At 31.7% G+C, this 15681-nt stretch carries 19 protein-coding genes; 7 read left to right on the top strand and 12 right to left on the bottom strand.

Going from position 1 to position 15681, the window contains the following annotated elements; translation table 11 throughout:
- The first annotated feature begins 211 nt into the window (after nt 1-211).
- From ACW5R3_RS03885 to ACW5R3_RS03865, 5 genes are all read left to right on the top strand, one after another.
- Nucleotides 212-664, top strand: a complete 453-nt coding sequence (locus ACW5R3_RS03885) for a hypothetical protein (protein WP_456578318.1) — start codon at nt 212-214, stop codon at nt 662-664.
- Between the two features lie 79 nt (nt 665-743).
- The gene (locus tag ACW5R3_RS03880) at nt 744-1625 is read left to right on the top strand and encodes an RHS repeat domain-containing protein (protein WP_456578317.1); all 882 of its coding nucleotides are present in this window, start codon (nt 744-746) and stop codon (nt 1623-1625) included.
- A complete protein-coding gene (locus ACW5R3_RS03875) occupies nt 1615-2259 on the top strand; it encodes a hypothetical protein (protein ID WP_456578316.1) in 645 nt (214 codons plus the stop codon). The genes ACW5R3_RS03880 and ACW5R3_RS03875 overlap by 11 nt, the downstream gene beginning before the upstream one ends.
- A gap of 181 nt (nt 2260-2440) precedes the next feature.
- Nucleotides 2441-3022 carry a hypothetical protein gene (locus ACW5R3_RS03870; protein ID WP_456578315.1) on the top strand — a complete coding sequence of 194 codons (582 nt, stop codon included), beginning with the start codon at nt 2441-2443 and terminating at the stop codon, nt 3020-3022.
- Between the two features lie 103 nt (nt 3023-3125).
- Nucleotides 3126-3458, top strand: a complete 333-nt coding sequence (locus ACW5R3_RS03865; RefSeq protein ID WP_456578314.1) for a hypothetical protein — start codon at nt 3126-3128, stop codon at nt 3456-3458.
- A gap of 452 nt (nt 3459-3910) precedes the next feature.
- On the opposite strand, the gene ACW5R3_RS03860 is transcribed toward ACW5R3_RS03865, so the two are convergent.
- The 6 genes from ACW5R3_RS03860 to ACW5R3_RS03835 all read right to left on the bottom strand — a co-directional run bounded on the left by ACW5R3_RS03860 (nt 3911) and on the right by ACW5R3_RS03835 (nt 8312).
- On the bottom strand, nt 3911-4342 hold the full coding sequence (locus ACW5R3_RS03860) for a hypothetical protein (RefSeq protein WP_456578313.1): 432 nt from the start codon (nt 4340-4342) through the stop codon (nt 3911-3913).
- 57 nt (nt 4343-4399) lie between these two features.
- Nucleotides 4400-5131 carry a hypothetical protein gene (locus tag ACW5R3_RS03855; RefSeq protein ID WP_456578312.1) on the bottom strand — a complete coding sequence of 244 codons (732 nt, stop codon included), beginning with the start codon at nt 5129-5131 and terminating at the stop codon, nt 4400-4402.
- Entirely contained in the window at nt 5131-5844 is a 714-nt protein-coding gene (locus tag ACW5R3_RS03850; RefSeq protein ID WP_456578311.1) for a hypothetical protein, read from the bottom strand. Before ACW5R3_RS03850 ends, ACW5R3_RS03855 begins: the two co-directional genes overlap by 1 nt.
- Nucleotides 5831-6133: a helix-turn-helix domain-containing protein gene (locus ACW5R3_RS03845; protein WP_456578310.1), complete on the bottom strand. Its 303-nt coding sequence runs from the start codon at nt 6131-6133 to the stop codon at nt 5831-5833. Before ACW5R3_RS03845 ends, ACW5R3_RS03850 begins: the two co-directional genes overlap by 14 nt.
- 77 nt (nt 6134-6210) lie before the next feature.
- The gene (locus ACW5R3_RS03840; RefSeq protein ID WP_456578309.1) at nt 6211-7002 is read right to left on the bottom strand and encodes a hypothetical protein; all 792 of its coding nucleotides are present in this window, start codon (nt 7000-7002) and stop codon (nt 6211-6213) included.
- A 14-nt stretch (nt 7003-7016) separates the two neighbouring features.
- Complete coding sequence (locus ACW5R3_RS03835; protein ID WP_456578308.1) at nt 7017-8312, bottom strand: site-specific integrase; 1296 nt, start codon at nt 8310-8312, stop codon at nt 7017-7019.
- A 422-nt stretch (nt 8313-8734) separates the two neighbouring features.
- Here ACW5R3_RS03835 and ACW5R3_RS03830 point away from each other — a divergent pair, with 422 nt between their 5' ends.
- A complete protein-coding gene (locus ACW5R3_RS03830; protein ID WP_456578307.1) occupies nt 8735-10282 on the top strand; it encodes a hypothetical protein in 1548 nt (515 codons plus the stop codon).
- A 31-nt stretch (nt 10283-10313) separates the two neighbouring features.
- On the opposite strand, the gene ACW5R3_RS03825 is transcribed toward ACW5R3_RS03830, so the two are convergent.
- Both ACW5R3_RS03825 and ACW5R3_RS03820 read right to left on the bottom strand, forming a co-directional pair.
- Nucleotides 10314-10727, bottom strand: coding sequence for a DUF6691 family protein (locus ACW5R3_RS03825; RefSeq protein ID WP_456578306.1), 414 nt, complete (start codon nt 10725-10727; stop codon nt 10314-10316).
- Nucleotides 10728-10730: 3 nt separating this feature from the next.
- Entirely contained in the window at nt 10731-11288 is a 558-nt protein-coding gene (locus ACW5R3_RS03820) for a YeeE/YedE family protein (protein WP_456578305.1), read from the bottom strand.
- A 143-nt stretch (nt 11289-11431) separates the two neighbouring features.
- Here ACW5R3_RS03820 and ACW5R3_RS03815 point away from each other — a divergent pair, with 143 nt between their 5' ends.
- Nucleotides 11432-12310: a sterol desaturase family protein gene (locus tag ACW5R3_RS03815; RefSeq protein ID WP_456578304.1), complete on the top strand. Its 879-nt coding sequence runs from the start codon at nt 11432-11434 to the stop codon at nt 12308-12310.
- 6 nt (nt 12311-12316) lie between these two features.
- Here ACW5R3_RS03815 and ACW5R3_RS03810 read toward each other — a convergent pair whose 3' ends face one another.
- From ACW5R3_RS03810 to ACW5R3_RS03795, 4 genes are all read right to left on the bottom strand, one after another.
- The gene (locus tag ACW5R3_RS03810; protein WP_456578303.1) at nt 12317-12898 is read right to left on the bottom strand and encodes a methyltransferase domain-containing protein; all 582 of its coding nucleotides are present in this window, start codon (nt 12896-12898) and stop codon (nt 12317-12319) included.
- Nucleotides 12899-12901: 3 nt separating this feature from the next.
- The gene (gene trxA, locus ACW5R3_RS03805; protein WP_456578302.1) at nt 12902-13198 is read right to left on the bottom strand and encodes a thioredoxin; all 297 of its coding nucleotides are present in this window, start codon (nt 13196-13198) and stop codon (nt 12902-12904) included.
- A gap of 169 nt (nt 13199-13367) precedes the next feature.
- Nucleotides 13368-14780 carry an MBL fold metallo-hydrolase gene (locus ACW5R3_RS03800; protein ID WP_456578301.1) on the bottom strand — a complete coding sequence of 471 codons (1413 nt, stop codon included), beginning with the start codon at nt 14778-14780 and terminating at the stop codon, nt 13368-13370.
- Between the two features lie 69 nt (nt 14781-14849).
- Nucleotides 14850-15656, bottom strand: coding sequence for a sulfite exporter TauE/SafE family protein (locus ACW5R3_RS03795; RefSeq protein WP_456578300.1), 807 nt, complete (start codon nt 15654-15656; stop codon nt 14850-14852).
- Nucleotides 15657-15681: the final 25 nt, after the last annotated feature.

Below are 15681 nucleotides of genomic sequence, written 5' to 3'. Positions count from 1 at the left end.
CATTCACAAGATATCTAATCAATTCTATGTGCACAAATTTCACTAATAAAAATCAAAAATCATTTGATTATTTTTTTAAAGACAAAAACAATGATGTTATTTTCAATAGCACGAACGATTATTTAAATGGATTAATTGGATTTATTGTTTTTGTTTTTCTATTAGTTTTAATCTACGTGATTTTAGTGTAAGTAATCTAAATTTAATTAAAATGAACAAAATAAAACTTATATGTTATTTTACATTAATGATGTTATTCATAAACAATTGTTTTTCACAGTCTATATTTAAAACAAGTTTCGAAGGATGTAATACTGACTATTTCAATATCGAAAGTGATTCTATTGTGGCTGTTACTAAAAATGACATAATTAAAGTTCTTGCTAACAATCTGGATGAACAAGTAATTAGTGGTATAAAGGGTATTTTATCACTTCAAATCCTTATCGACGATGAAGGAAAATCATGCTTGTTGAGTGTTGATAATGAAACTAACATTAAAAATGAAAGATTAAATTTAAAAAACATAATTAATTCAAAATTAGAGTGGTATAAACCGAAAGAAAAAATTTCAGCCCTCATAATAATAAAATTTTACGGAAACGAAGTTGAATTAAAACGTTTAGGGATAAGTCCAGAAAAAGGACTTCATGTAATATATTAAAGTTTAATGTTTCCTATTTTATTAAACTTTTTCACTCTAATATTCAAACTACTGGATCACAACATCCCATTAAAGCTTAATGGGAAAGAATTGGATGATGAAATCGTGTGTAACAGATTCGCTGACTCCTAAAACAAAAAAAAGATGGAAACAAACAGGAAACTATTATTATGGCGCACGCTATTACGACCCAAAAACCAGTATTTGGTTATCTGTGGATCCATTAGCAGAGCAAATGCCATCTTGGAATTCTTATAATTATACGTTTAGTAACCCTGTTCGATTTAATGTTCCAACTGGGATGGCTCCTGAAATAGTGGATGATTGGATTAGGAAAAAAGGCAGTAACGGCAAATGGGTTTGGAACGAAAATATTACTTCTAAAAAGCAAGCAAATGACCTAGGACTTGATTATGGTGGTGCCACAAAATCTGAAGTCAGGAAAAACTGGGGTAGAAATATGACTGAAGGAGTTGAGGGATGGTGGAATAGTACTTTTAGAGACGATGGTGTGTTATTTGATGACGATAGTTATGCCTCTGCAAAAGTTAGTCCTAAAATCGAATTAGCACTTTCACGAAAAAGAGATGCTACACTATTGAGGATTCAAAATCCATATGACGAAAGTTTAGATAATAACTTTGAAAGTATAGATTTTAATTTTCCAGATTTTAATAGAGTTAAAGGTTTCTACGGTACTGATAGTGATATACAGTTTAATTCATCCTTTTCTATTAATGGTCGAAAAATAGATTATCAGGGAATCCTTACTGTGAGAAACGAAAATATGAATTCAGTCCATGGCATAGAATTTGTCGGCCACACTGTCCTAGGTATAGGACATTCTGATCCAAATTTTAAAAACTCAATTTTCTTTAATGGTCCTGCTACAGGGGTATTAATAATAAATGTCAATAAAGAATCATTTAATTTTTTACAAGATTTTATATATGGAAAATAAACATAATGTTTTTGTCTTAATTTTTATATTAGCTACAGTATTTGCTTGTCAAAATGAAAAAAAAGAACTTTTAAATAATAGATTTAAGCAACTCCTTGCTGAATATTATATCTTTTACCCTAAAATAGAAACCGTCAGTGATTTAAATAAATTTGATTCTTTTTTACAAAAAAAGTATGATTATATTGATGAAATCAAAAACCATAATTATGAATTAAGATTAAATAAAATTAACTCTTTGGTAGTCTATGATAAAATTCTTGAGTTAGAAACTAACATTGCATTAAACATTTTTGATAGTATTTCTGTATGTAGTGGAAATAAAATGATTGATGGCTTTTTTTCTAAAGAATTTGATAAAGTAAACGGTACACCGTTTCTTAAAAATCTAGATTTGTATTTAAAGGAGAAAACAGATAACACATCTGTTGTTTTATTTAATGGGTCTAAAGATTCTAAAAAAGTTTTGTTTAAGTATGAGGATAAAACTGTTAGTTTAATTTGTAATGAATTACTTATTGATAAGAATTCTATAAATAATATTGCATATGCTTTAAATGATTTTATAGTGGTTTACAAAGATTCTATTAAATTTGATTATGGACTAATACCTCTACAAATAGATAGAAACTAGAATAGCTTTGTACTTCATATTGGAATTTTAATTTTTATTCATTAACTGATAACAAAAGATTAGGCCATCAAGGTACGTATTGGATATCTTCAAGCACCCCTAACTCTGCTTCATTAGGCAAATATTTAGATACTAATGTTCCTTTATATCAACCAATAGCAACAGCTAAAAAAGTAAAAAAATGAGATTAATTACAATTTTAATGTTTATTTCATTATTAACTTCCTGTAATTTTAATAACAAACCTTTTGAAACAGAACTAATAGAATGTTTTAACAGTAAAATACTTAAAAAAACTTCTGATAGTAGTTTTAATGTCTTCAAAGAGGCTATCAAATTTGAGAATTTATTAATCGAAAATGGTATCATAAGAAATAATTCCAAAGAAGAATATTTAAGGCTATTTAATAAAGTAGAGAACAATGAGGTTTTTATAGATCAAGACATAAAAAAAAGTATCAGTTCTTTCTATTTCACTCTATCTCCTTTTACCATTGATCTTTTTTATGCTTGTCCAAAAGAAGTCTTAAGAAAAGAGGAGAATAAAGCTAACAAAAAATTATTATCTTTAGTGTTATTATATGATAATATTCAAGACACAGGAGTAGGTAATCTAGGTGAAGTAAAAAACTTAATAATGTCTATAGATAAAGTTGATTTTAGAAAAACTGTTTATAGATCCCCAATAACCATTATTTTACTAATGAATTTATATAATTCCTGTTGTGGTCAAAAATTGGAAAATCTTAAAATTTTAGATTAATTCATTCTATTATGACAAGTAAGGGATTAAAATAGACATAATCCCTCGCCACTGTACGAATTTTTCGTGTGGTAATCTGGTGTCAAGATCTTCTGCTAAAGCGTTGAGCAAACCAGGAAATGCACCTAAAGCTGACGATTTAGTAAGTAGTTATACCAAACACTATTATATTGGTAGCGAACGGGTAAGCAGTACATTGGGCACCGTGCGCGATTTAGGTCTTTTTCTAAAACCTCAACAAGGTATGTTTCCAAACATACGCCCTCTGGCTGACAAAACCGTACAGGAAGCCAATACAGGCTCAACCAACACTTATACAGCCATGGAACAAGGACTAAACCTAAATGCCCCAGTTATTGAAGGCACCATAAAAGAATTTAAACACAAACCAGATACCTATGATGTTTACTGGTACCATAGTGACCATTTGGATTAATTGAGAAAAAAGATTGAGAATCTTTTTGCGAGATTACCCGAGCAAAGCGAAGACTTCTTATATTAGTAACATGAATGGCACTGTTTCTCAACATATCGAGTATTTACCCTTTGGAGAACTGTTGGTAGACGAGCATTTAAATAGTTATAACACCCATTTTAAATTTAATGCCAAGGAGCTGGATGAAGAAATCGAGGTACGAGATTCGCCGACTCTTAAAACAATAAAAATCGGGAGGCAAACTGGCTACTACTATTATAACATTAGCTACCATAGCTCAAAAATAAGTATTTAGTTAAGCGTGGATTCGTTACCCAAACAAATGTCAAACAATAATTATCGAATAATGTAATATCGTTTGATTAATATTCAAAATTTGAAAAAAATTCAACATTTATATTTCTACGGCTAATGGATCTTATAATTATTACTGAATTTAAAGCTATAAAAAACTATGATCTTTTCATATTAATTAAAAACTTCAAGTTCTGTATCTCTTGTTTTAATGTATCAACATCACCTTTCGTCGCAGGCAATAATTGAGGCGCAAACAGTTTTTTACCAACATAAACTGTAGCGTCCGCAGCAGCTGAACCAATGGCAGCATTTGATATGGAACCACTATTAATTTCTGGTTTAGCGCTCATGTTTTCAATTTTAGTTTCTAATGCTTTAAAAGCATCTAATAACTCATTGGAAACGGGCAACTCATTTTCAGGGATAGCGAGTGCTATTTCTTCTTTTTTGTAATGACCTGAAATGTATTTATATTCATTTCTTTTATAGCTTGCTTTTGTTTTGCAACTTGTTGTGCAGTAAACGTGATTACTTCTCCTTGACTCGAATAACTCATAACAATGCTTACAATTTTTAATTTTTTTCATGGTTTTGTGGTTGATTTGGTTATTAATACGTTAAATAAGGTTTAATTTAACCTTTTATCATTTTCTTAAACTTTGTCCTGTAAAAATAACGATGTTAAACATTTCGAATAATCTATCGTAAACACGATGACCATATCGCTCTCCTAAGCCATTTAATGTTTCTTCAACACTATGATTTGAGCTCACAAAATTCGTGGTGATAAATGTTTTTTGTTTGTTTTCGTATCTCTCCGAGAGTATGTCCCCAACAACATTAAATAACCCATAATTACTGGCATCTTTTTCTGAACCTATATCATCTATAAAAATTCGCTTTCTATTTATATCATTAAAAAAATAATCTTTATCAATAGGCGTTGCGCACTTTTCAAATTCACGAACAAGTTTTTTTGCGCTATAACATTTGAATCTCAAGGATGAAACAGGCTTAAAAATGGCTTCAAAGCATTTAAGATAAGCCGTTTTTCCGGTTCCAACTCCTCCAATCATAAGCAGACCTTTATTAAGATCAGGTTCATTAAGACCAGTAACAAGATTATTAGACTCAAAAAACTCTGAGCTATTAAGAAAATAATAAAACAACACTTTTAAGTTTTCAAGCGTATCGTCATTTTTTATGAATGATTTTCCATACATCCAATAAAATTGATTGCAAAAATATTCCCAAAGTTCTTGTTTACTCAATATTGGTATGCTTGGTTCTACAGAAAACGTTTTATCTGACTTTTGCTTTTCGGAAGAAAAAGATTTAATCACCTCTCCTATTGATTCGGCTTCTGCTGCTCTCATTATCGATTTGGTCTATTGGTTAATAATTCAGAGGATTCCTTTTGGTTATTCTTTTTAGGTCTTTCGTTAGCTTGCCATTTATCTAATCGTTTTTTGACTTCAAAAAATTGCTCGATTTCAAATCGCATTTTTGTTTCATCAGTATCTAATTCAGACCAGTAATTGAAAAAAGAATTTAAAATTTTAGTATTAAAATGAGTGTGAGCAAATACTTTCTCTCTAAATATCTTTTTTCTATTTATTATGTTATTATTATTAATATTAGTTGTTGCTATTAGATTGTTACTTGCTTGCGAATCGCTTGCTAACAGCTTGCTACTTGGCTTGCTATTTGGCATGCTATTCGGCTTGTCATGCTGTGCATTATTCCGTACGCTATCATTTTCAATAGAAGTTTCAGCCACAAAATCACACATCTTTAAAACACCTATTTTAGTATAATTCACGGTTGCCTCAACCAAAACGTAACCTGTAGCTTCCAACTTCTTTAGAGCAGTTCTTACCTTACTTACCGTAAGCCCCGTTTCCACCGCAAGCTTATCATATGATGTAATAAATTCACCTTTATGAATTAAAATCCCTTGCCAGCGTTTGTTACTATAATTTACTTTTAACAGACAATGCACAAACAACTTACAGGTATTCATATCTGTATACCATTCCCATTCGGTTAAATCCCGAAAGAGCATTATAAACCCTTTATTCATCCTCATCTGGCACCTGTTTTATAAGTTTAGAATTTATATCGTTTCTTTTTATATAGACTCGATTGCCTAAACGATAACTAGGAATAATTCCTTCTTTACGCCAATTCCATAAGGTTTGGTTGGAGCATTTTAAAATAATTAGAGCTTCATCAAGAGTAAGAAGCTCTTCTTCTTCCTTTTTGGAAGGTTGAAATTTATCAAAAAACGCCTGCAACTTACTATCAACACCTTCTAAGATGTCGTTAGCAAGTTCTTCAGGAGTTGTCTGATAGAAGTGCAATTGATTAGATTTCATTTTATGATATTTTATATTCTTATACCACAAAATTATATCTACAGAAACGATTATTAAGTACCTAAAGGTACCGGTACTCAGCTTAAAATTTTAGAATCGGGCAAATTAAAATCTTCACTTTCAAATTTTTCATTTAATGTGTGAAATTTATCTGAATTTTGATTAGCATAGCGTCTTAACGAATCAATAGAAGGTGTTTTTTTATTAAAACTGAAAGAATTGAGAATTTGTCTGGATAGCTCTGTATAGTTTATTTCTCCATTCGGCTGGAGTGGCGCAGATACATACCCCTCCTGCACTAAACAACTAATAATATAAGCTATATGTGTTGGTTTTCCAATCCACTCTAAATTGTCTTCATTTTTGTTTGTGTTTAAATTATTCAAAAAAGAAAATATTAATTCTGTGCGTTTCTGCAAATCATTTTGAAGACTTCTAAAACCTACAACATGCAACATCATACCATATTCGTAATTTGCGTTTTTTATAACGCCTTCGGTTTGAACAAAACCGTCTTCTAATGCAATTTCATTATAATACCCTCCCCACTCTAAAGGGCTTGCTTTTCCATTCTCAATCATCTCTGAGGCTTTAGGTAATATTTTCAACTTCAAAATTGACAACAACAAATCGGTGTTTGCACAGTTTTCAAAATGGTATTGAAGTAGGTCATGAAAATCAAGAATATCCACTTCAAGTAAAAGTTCTTTTGTGAAATACTTTATATAAAAATCGCTTTCTAATTTAGGCTCATAGTAATCGTAATTATTCAACATAAATGGTTCAGAGACGAAATCTACTTCTAACTTCCTTTTATTGTATGATATTTCATCAACTGCAAATGCATCTTTATAATAGTTTTTTGACATCTATATGTTTTTTTTTAATTGCTAAAGAATGTACTATCAGCTATTTTAACTGCACGCTCTTGTGGGGTTACTTTTATGTATTTATAAAATTCTCGCTCTGTCGAGTGTCCGCTTATAGCCATTATATCAATAGCTGGCATTTTAGATAAATATGCATTGGTACAAAAAGAACGTCTTGCGGTGTGTGAAACAATGAGACTATATTTAAAAACAGACCCTACTGTTCTCACTCCTCCTACTACTTTTTTCACAGTTATCATTTCATCGATTGCTGCTTTTCTACCAGCTTCTTTTATATACTCATTAATATCTGGGGCATTAAGCACACGAGGAGGCAATCCATTATGCCTTTTTTTCATAATTTCCTCTACTCTGGAATGAATTGGAACATAAACCCTCTTACTTGTTTTTTGCTGGGTAAATTCAAAAACACGTTTACCATCAAAAGTTTTAATTTGGTCTTTGGTAATACCGTTATAATCCGACACCCTTTGACCGGTATAATATCCAATTAAAAAAATATCTCTTGCCAATTCCCAATCTGGGGTGTTAGACAAATCAACATTATATAAAGCATCAATTTCTTTTTCAGTCAAATAAATTGAAACAGTTTCTTCAGATATTGTTTTAAACTCTCTATGCTTATATTTAAGATTTGTATTTACACCATCTTCTGTCGCTCTATTCAATAGAGTTATGAGATTTTTTATGTGCTTACCAATAGTATTTAAGGCGTAATTATTTTCTTCTAAAAACTGAACAAAAGAATAATAAAACTTTAAGTCTATGCTACTAAAATCTAAATTATATTTATTCGCTTTTTCAAAATCCTTAAGTATTCTTACTGTTTGTTTATACGAACGAACAGTAATCGGACTTAACTTTACTGCATTTATGTTTTTAGCTTGATTCTCTTTTCGCTCAATGTAATCATCAGCAAAATCAAAAAAAGTTATTATTGCTTTTTTATCACCATCAACCCCTCTAATAATTTTTGTAAGTAAAGACTTTATAAGGTTTCTATTTTGCTTATCAACTTCACTCAATTTCATAACCGAATCCATAAATTCACTTGAAAATCGTAAAAGGTCACTATTTATTTTCTCCCTATTACGAATTGTAGAAACAGCTCTAATTCTTTGATTAGTCTTATCCCAATTTTTTGGTCTGACCTTAAAACCTGTTGAAAATTTAACACGCTTATTTCTTCCAAAACTATAATCTAAAATTATAGATGACTCATCTTTAGCATTTGGGTCTTTTAATCTATACTTAACTGTTCCTGATGTGGATTGAATTGCTTTATTCATAACATTATAAAAATCACATATTTAAAAAGGGACAACAAAAGGGACAACATAATGTTTATTTGTTGTTATGTCAAAATTATAAAATTTAAACGAAATAGCTACCATGTATTGTAAATAAAGGGCTTTAAGACACAAATAGATAACAACACATAAAATAGCATAAAGCCAAATATGGTACTGGAGGCACCACCACCAAAACCCAATCTTTTTAGATTGGGTTTTTTGGTTTTTAACAGTTTATTAAAAAGATAAAATCCTCCCTAATAACCGAAATACAGAAGGATAACCAGCCACCAAAACAACTTACATCATCTTTTCAATAGATTACATAAAACCTCTGTACCGAGAAACACCCCAACACCCGTACTTTTAAGTTAAAAATTTTTATATTGTTGTTTTTTATAAGTTTTAGCAACAAGCCCATGATTAACAACCTCAAACTTTTCCTACTTTTAATCCTAACAAGTAGTACTATTACCTACAGTCAAACTTATAATTCTGATTTTGAAGCAGACATATTTGAATCTTATAAAAAAGACGCATTAAATTATAATTTCTTCAAAAGCATGTTCGCTATAGATTCTTTAGCAAACAATACCTTGGTTACAAAATACCAAGAACGCGTAAACAACCTCATTAAAACCTTTCCTGAAAAAGAAAGTAAAGCCAAAAAAGAGCAAAAACGAATTAAATTCATTTATAATGAAGTTCATAATACGTTTTTTAACAAATACCTATCAAACTCCTATTTTAATGATTTGTTTGAAGCGGGCACTTATAATTGTGTAACAGCTACCGCCTTATACGTCTACGTATTTGACGAATTAGGAATACCATATCACGTAAAAGAAACCCCCACTCATGTTTATTTAATTGCCTATCCAACAACTTATAAAATTTACTTGGAAACCACAGTGCCCGCTGAACATGGATTTATAATCCCTAAAGAAAGTGAAGTGAAAAAAATTATAGACGAGTTAGTAAGTTACAAATTAGTAACTCAAGAGGAAGTACAAGCAAAAGGCTACATGAAATTTTATGAAGATTTTTATTACGGAAATGAATTTATTCCTAAAAACGCATTGATTGGTATGCAATACTACAACAGAGGGATAACTTTAGTAGAACAAGAAAAACACGATAAAGCTGTTAATAATTTAAAGAAGTCAAAAGTATTTTTCAGTTCACCTCTTATCAAACCGATTATTAAAAGTATCATGTCTGAAAAAATTAACGATTTAGACTTTAACTCTACTGAAGATATCGATTATTTATTAGAATTAATTTCTATATCCAATTACCCAGAAGATTACAGCATAAACGATATTAAAGCATCATTGTATGAACTAACAACTCATGATGATAATAGTAATGAATTCATTGAAGCTTCAATAGAAAAATTTAAAACCATCGCTAACGAAAGAGTTCGAAATACTAGTTTAGAATTTTTATATGAATATTTAGCAAAAAAAGCGGGGCGCAACGAAGATTTAGATAAAGCACTTTTTTATAGTGACCAAATTATTCGCTTAAATCCAAACAGTAAAATTGCAAAAAACATTATTGAATATGTCTGTTTTAAAAAAGTAACCTTATCTACTTTAGACATGAGAGCTTTAACTGATTTTGAAAAAAAATGTGAAAAATATCCATTTATTAAATCAAACAAGCGCTATAATATTGCATTAGCCCATTTTTATGGAAATATTTCTTTGGACAATTTTAAAATTAAAAATATTGACTTAGCCCTAAGTTATATAGATAAGTTAGAAAGCATACTAGACAATAATAATGTTATAAATGAAGTAAATAAAAAACTCCTTTCTAATTTATACCGTCTAGGCGGAAATTACTATTACTATAAAGAACAACACAAATCTGCCTATGCCATTTACAGTAAAGGACTAACATATTTACCTTATAACAACGAATTAATTAAGCGTGCAGCATGGGCCAAAAAGGATCTATAACATTTAGACCCCACCCCTTAAACATGCATCGTTAATGTGGTAGCTTATCACGTAACAAACCGTACACATAAGTACCAAGTATAGCCGATCCGATAACAACCAAAATAGGCCAATACCTAGCACCTACCAATACATACATAGGTCCTGGACAAGCACCTGCAAGCGCCCAACCCAAACCAAAAAGGGTACCGCCTATTATATAACGCTTATATCCTTTTTCCTTAGGATTAAACACTAATGACTTACCATAAAACGACTTAACATCAAACTTCTTCATCACGAAGGTCATTAAAGTTGCTAACCCTAGCGCAACACCTATAATACCATACATATGAAAGGCCTGAAATTGAAACATTTCAAATATTCGAAACCACGAAGCAGCTTCCGATTTAAACATCGTTATACCAAATACGATTCCTATTACTAAATATATACCTGTTCTCATTGTCTAAAAAATTAAAGGGAATAAAACATGAACCATAATTAAGCCTCCTAAAAAGAACCCAATCACAGCAATTAATGATGGTAATTGTAAATTACTTAAACCTGAAATAGCATGACCTGACGTACAACCACCTGCGTAACGCGCACCAAAACCCACTAAAAACCCACCAATAACTAAAATAATCAAACCTTTAGGATCCGTAAAAACATCAGGACCAAAAAGCTCTGTTGGCAAGTAAGCTGTTCCCGCACTTTCAAAACCTAACGCTTGTAAATCCGTTACAGTTTGACTACTAATAGCAACAGCATCATTGGGTGATAAATATTCCGAGGCAATAAACCCGCCTATTATTGCTCCTACTACAACAACTAAATTCCAGCGCTGAGCTTTCCAATCGAAATCAAAAAAAGTAGTTCGTTTTCCCGCTCCAGCTATACTACAAAGTGTGCGTAAATTAGATGACATTCCAAAACGCTTATCTACCATAAGAAGTAGAAACATCACGAATGCAATCATAAAGCCTGAAAAATACCAAGGCCAAGGTTCTAGTAAAAATTCCATAGTTTCAATTTATTTCCTGCAAAGAAACAAATAAAAACCAAACACTTTGGTAACATAAGTTACCGACTATACAATTCCCAAAACCTAGTTTTGCTTCAAATACTAAATAGTTCAGTAACTTTGCAAAACAAGAATCACAGATCATGTTAAAATATGTAGATGCATTTTTAGAGTCATTTTTAGGCACTGTAAATTGGACTTGGCAATCCATTATATTTGACGTCCCTTGGTATACCAATTATTTTTGGGGACTAATAGTTATTTCTATCCTTGTTTGGGGATTAGAAATTGTATTCCCATGGCGCAAAAACCAATCTGTTTTCAGAAAAGATTTTTGGCTGGACGCATTCTACATGTTTTTCAACTTTTTCATTTTTGCCATCATTATTAGCGGTGTTTATCGAGTTTTAGAATTAGGATTTTCAGATTTAGGTGTTTCCATGTCTAGCTTAGCACTTATTGATATTAGTTTGTGGCCTATGTGGCTTCAGCTACTAGTTTTCTTTATTGTATTAGATTTCGTACAATGGTTTACCCACGTATTACTTCACAGATTTGAAGTTTTATGGCGTTTTCACCAAGTTCATCACAGTGTTAAAGAAATGGGTTTTGCCGCGCATTTACGCTACCATTGGATGGAAAACATACTCTACAAACCTTTAAAAGTTTTTGGTGTTATGATACTAGGAGGCTTTGAACCTGAACAAGCTTACATTGTTCATTTCATAGCTATTTCAATCGGACATTTTAACCATTCGAATATTAAAATCACCTACGGACCTTTAAAATACATATTTAACAACCCTGTTATGCATCTATATCACCATGCATATAATTTACCAGAAGGCAGACAGTACGGTATGAACTACGGAATTAGTTTAAGCTTATGGGATTACATATTTAAAACTAATTACATTCCAGAAGACAGTGGATTAATTGAATTGGGGTATGAAGGTGATGAACACATGCCTACCAGTTTCTTAAAACAATTGAAATACGGCTTTTCCCGTAAGAAAAAATAGACCTTGTTATTTTTTTGAGCAGATAATAAACAGTTCTTTACCATTCCTACTAGGTTCAGAATTATAACAAAGCTCAAAGGTCTCTAAATTGAAATACGGATTAAAATTTGCAACATATTCCGTTTTATCACCACCAAATGGAGGCTTATCGGTAAATAACGGCTTATTAAATAAAAGACCAACTAATTTTCCTTTCGGGTTTAGTAAACAATGTATTTTCTCTGCGTAAGCTTTGCGAAGACTTGGATTTAAAGCACAAAAGAACGTTTGTTCGATAATCAAATCAAAATTTCTTGAAACATCAAAAAAATCACTATGTAATAAATTAGCACTAGGGAAATTGGGCACCCGAGCCTGAAAAGCATCTAAAGCCGTTTGTGATAAATCAACAATAAAAACTCGCGTAAAGCCTTTATTAAATAAATACTCTGCTTCATACGCATTCCCTGCTCCTGGAATAAGAATAGTAAGCCCCTTGTCTTCCAACTGATCAAAATAAGCTTTTAAAGGCCTGGACACATGTCCTAAATCCCAACCTATATCTTGGTTCTGATAGCGGTTATCCCAAAATGATTCTGACAAATCCATATGTTAAACGTGCGATTGAATAAGGTTTACCAAATCTCTTTTAGAAGCTAATCCAAACTGTCGCCACAATTGCTGTCCGTTTTTATACAATATTAATGTTGGTACTCCTCTTACATTAAACTTCGATGCCAACTGTTGATTTTTATCCACGTCTATTTTTAGGATTTGAACCTGATCGCCAAGTTGGTCTTTAACTTCTTTTAATATTGGACTCATCGTTTTACACGGCCCACACCACTCGGCAAAAAAGTCAACCAAAACGGGTTTATCTTTGTTTATTATACTTGAAAAATTACTCATAATAAAAGGGTTTTAAATTAAATTATTTACTTGAATTTAGGTCATCAAACACACCTATATAAGTCGATATCTTTCGTTTTTCATTACAAATTCAAAACTTTGGCTACACAAAAAAAAAGAGTGGCCCTCACCACTCTTTTTTTTATATAATATTTAGCTTTATAAAAAACTACTTTAGAGTAGATGGACAAACAAAATCAGTAACAGGAATACCGGCTTTTTTAATTGCTGCAAATCCACCAGCAACATCTACCAAGTTATGAATACCTCTACTTTTTAATATAGAAGCCGCTATAACACTACGATACCCCCCTGCACAATGCACATAAAAAGTTTCCGACTCTGGAAATTCGGTTAAATGATTATTTAAAAAATCTAAAGGTGTTAAATGCGCCTCGTTAATATGTGCCGAAGTAAACTCTCCTTCTTTTCTAACATCAAAAACTGGTACATTTTCTTTTTCTAAACGTGTTTTAAATTCGGCTGCCGGAATAGATTCTATAGTATCAATTTCTTTCCCTGAAGCTTTCCAAGCCTCAAAACTTCCGTCTAAATAACCAATAGTATAATCAAAACCTACACGGGATAAACGTGTAATGGTTTCCTCTTCACGTCCTTCTGGCGTTACCAATAAAATAGGTTGTTTAACATCTGCTATTAAAGCACCAACCCATGGAGCAAATCCGCCATCAATACCAATAAAAATTGAACGTGGAATATGTCCTTTCACAAAATCATTTTGATGACGAACATCCAATATTATAGCTTCTGTTTCATTAGCAGCTGTTTCAAACTCGTTTGGAGACAAAGCCTTTACACCACGATTTAAAACAACATCAATATCGTCATAACCTTCCTTATTCATTTGAACGTTTAAAGGAAAATACTGTGGTGGTGGAAGCAAGCCATCGGTCACTTCCTGTATAAACTCTTCTTTGGTCATATCAGCACGTAAAGCGTAATTGGTTATCTTTTGATCGCCAATAGTTCCAACTGTTTCTTTACTTAAGTTTTTACCACAAGCTGATCCAGCACCGTGAGCTGGGTACACAATAACATCATCGGCAAGCGTCATGATTTTTGTTCTTAAACTATCAAATAATGTTCCTGCTAATTCCTCTTGCGTCATGCTAGCTGCTTTTTGAGCTAGATCCGGTCGCCCTACATCTCCTAAAAACAAAGTATCTCCACTAAAAATAGCATGATCCTTACCGTCTTTATCTTTTAACAAGTAAGTTGTACTTTCCATAGTATGGCCTGGCGTATGTAAAGCAACAATAGTAATATCGCCTAATTTAAATTCCTGTCCATCTGTTGCTATAATAGAATTAAAACTTGTAGATGCTGTTGGGCCAAAAACTATTTGTGCGCCCGTTTCTTTAGCTAGTGTAACATGGCCACTCACAAAATCAGCATGAAAATGAGTTTCAAAAATGTATTTTATTTTCGCATTATCCGCATTTGCTCTTTCAATGTATGGCTTTACTTCACGCAACGGATCAATAATAGCTACTTCTCCTTGACTTTCTATATAATATGCGCCTTGCGCTAAACAACCTGTATATATCTGTTCTATTTTCATAATACTTACTTTTATAATATGTTACAAATTTACAATTATCTCTTGAACTAGACCGTAACCTATGTTACATTACGCTTTTACAAAGAACTCCATGTAAAAAATAAATATAGCCATAGCAAAAACGAAATAACCAAATCCTTTTTTCAGTTTTTTACCATCAATAAAGTTCCCCAAATAGCTTCCCACAAAAATTCCTACCAGTGATATTGAGGTAAAAACAAGCAGAAAACTCCAATCTATAGTCATTGTCATGGCATCTCCAAGAAAAAAACCAGACAATGCATTCATAGCAATAATTATTAATGACGTTGCAACTGCTACTTTAATTTCAACATTTGCTAAAAGTACCAAAGCAGGAATAATTAAAAACCCTCCTCCAGCACCTATCATACCGGTAATACCTCCTATTATTAAGCCTTCAACAATAATTAATGGATAATTATAAGAAACTGTTGTATTAGCAGAAGACACCTTCCTGTCTTTAAGCATAGATAAAGCTGCAGGAATCATTAAAATAGAAAATAAACCAAACATAACCATACGCCTAGTAAACTCAAATTCGCCTAGACTAAATAGTATTTCGGGTAAAGCAGGAATTACAAAATGCCTAACCAATGAAATCCCTATAATTGCAGGAAGACCAAAGACAAAAGCTGTACGCCAATCTACTAGTCCTTTTTTGTGTTGCTTTAAACCTCCAACCAAAGCACTTACACCTACAACAAACAAAGAATAGGCCGTAGCCACCTTCTCATTAACTAAAAATAAATAGGCCAATACTGGAACTGCTAAAATAGATCCACCACCACCTATTAATCCTAAAACAATACCGATAAGCAAGGCACTAATGTATCCTAATATCTCTAATATTTCCATAATATGGTTTTCAAACTCTAAGAAG

The sequence above is a fragment of the Algorimicrobium bowmanii genome (genome assembly GCF_054031195.1).
This window is presented reverse-complemented; position numbering and strand designations above follow the sequence as displayed.

Coding starts and splice junctions, on each gene's coding strand:
- ACW5R3_RS03885 (WP_456578318.1), top strand. CDS start 212: ATGAACAAAATAAAACTTATATGTTATTTTACATTAATGATGTTATTC.
- ACW5R3_RS03880 (WP_456578317.1), top strand. CDS start 744: ATGGGAAAGAATTGGATGATGAAATCGTGTGTAACAGATTCGCTGACT.
- ACW5R3_RS03875 (WP_456578316.1), top strand. CDS start 1,615: ATGGAAAATAAACATAATGTTTTTGTCTTAATTTTTATATTAGCTACA.
- ACW5R3_RS03870 (WP_456578315.1), top strand. CDS start 2,441: ATGAGATTAATTACAATTTTAATGTTTATTTCATTATTAACTTCCTGT.
- ACW5R3_RS03860 (WP_456578313.1), bottom strand. CDS start 4,342: ATGAAAAAAATTAAAAATTGTAAGCATTGTTATGAGTTATTCGAGTCA.
- ACW5R3_RS03855 (WP_456578312.1), bottom strand. CDS start 5,131: ATGAGAGCAGCAGAAGCCGAATCAATAGGAGAGGTGATTAAATCTTTT.
- ACW5R3_RS03850 (WP_456578311.1), bottom strand. CDS start 5,844: ATGAGGATGAATAAAGGGTTTATAATGCTCTTTCGGGATTTAACCGAA.
- ACW5R3_RS03845 (WP_456578310.1), bottom strand. CDS start 6,133: ATGAAATCTAATCAATTGCACTTCTATCAGACAACTCCTGAAGAACTT.
- ACW5R3_RS03840 (WP_456578309.1), bottom strand. CDS start 7,002: ATGTCAAAAAACTATTATAAAGATGCATTTGCAGTTGATGAAATATCA.
- ACW5R3_RS03835 (WP_456578308.1), bottom strand. CDS start 8,312: ATGAATAAAGCAATTCAATCCACATCAGGAACAGTTAAGTATAGATTA.
- ACW5R3_RS03830 (WP_456578307.1), top strand. CDS start 8,735: ATGATTAACAACCTCAAACTTTTCCTACTTTTAATCCTAACAAGTAGT.
- ACW5R3_RS03825 (WP_456578306.1), bottom strand. CDS start 10,727: ATGAGAACAGGTATATATTTAGTAATAGGAATCGTATTTGGTATAACG.
- ACW5R3_RS03820 (WP_456578305.1), bottom strand. CDS start 11,288: ATGGAATTTTTACTAGAACCTTGGCCTTGGTATTTTTCAGGCTTTATG.
- ACW5R3_RS03815 (WP_456578304.1), top strand. CDS start 11,432: ATGTTAAAATATGTAGATGCATTTTTAGAGTCATTTTTAGGCACTGTA.
- ACW5R3_RS03810 (WP_456578303.1), bottom strand. CDS start 12,898: ATGGATTTGTCAGAATCATTTTGGGATAACCGCTATCAGAACCAAGAT.
- trxA (WP_456578302.1), bottom strand. CDS start 13,198: ATGAGTAATTTTTCAAGTATAATAAACAAAGATAAACCCGTTTTGGTT.
- ACW5R3_RS03800 (WP_456578301.1), bottom strand. CDS start 14,780: ATGAAAATAGAACAGATATATACAGGTTGTTTAGCGCAAGGCGCATAT.
- ACW5R3_RS03795 (WP_456578300.1), bottom strand. CDS start 15,656: ATGGAAATATTAGAGATATTAGGATACATTAGTGCCTTGCTTATCGGT.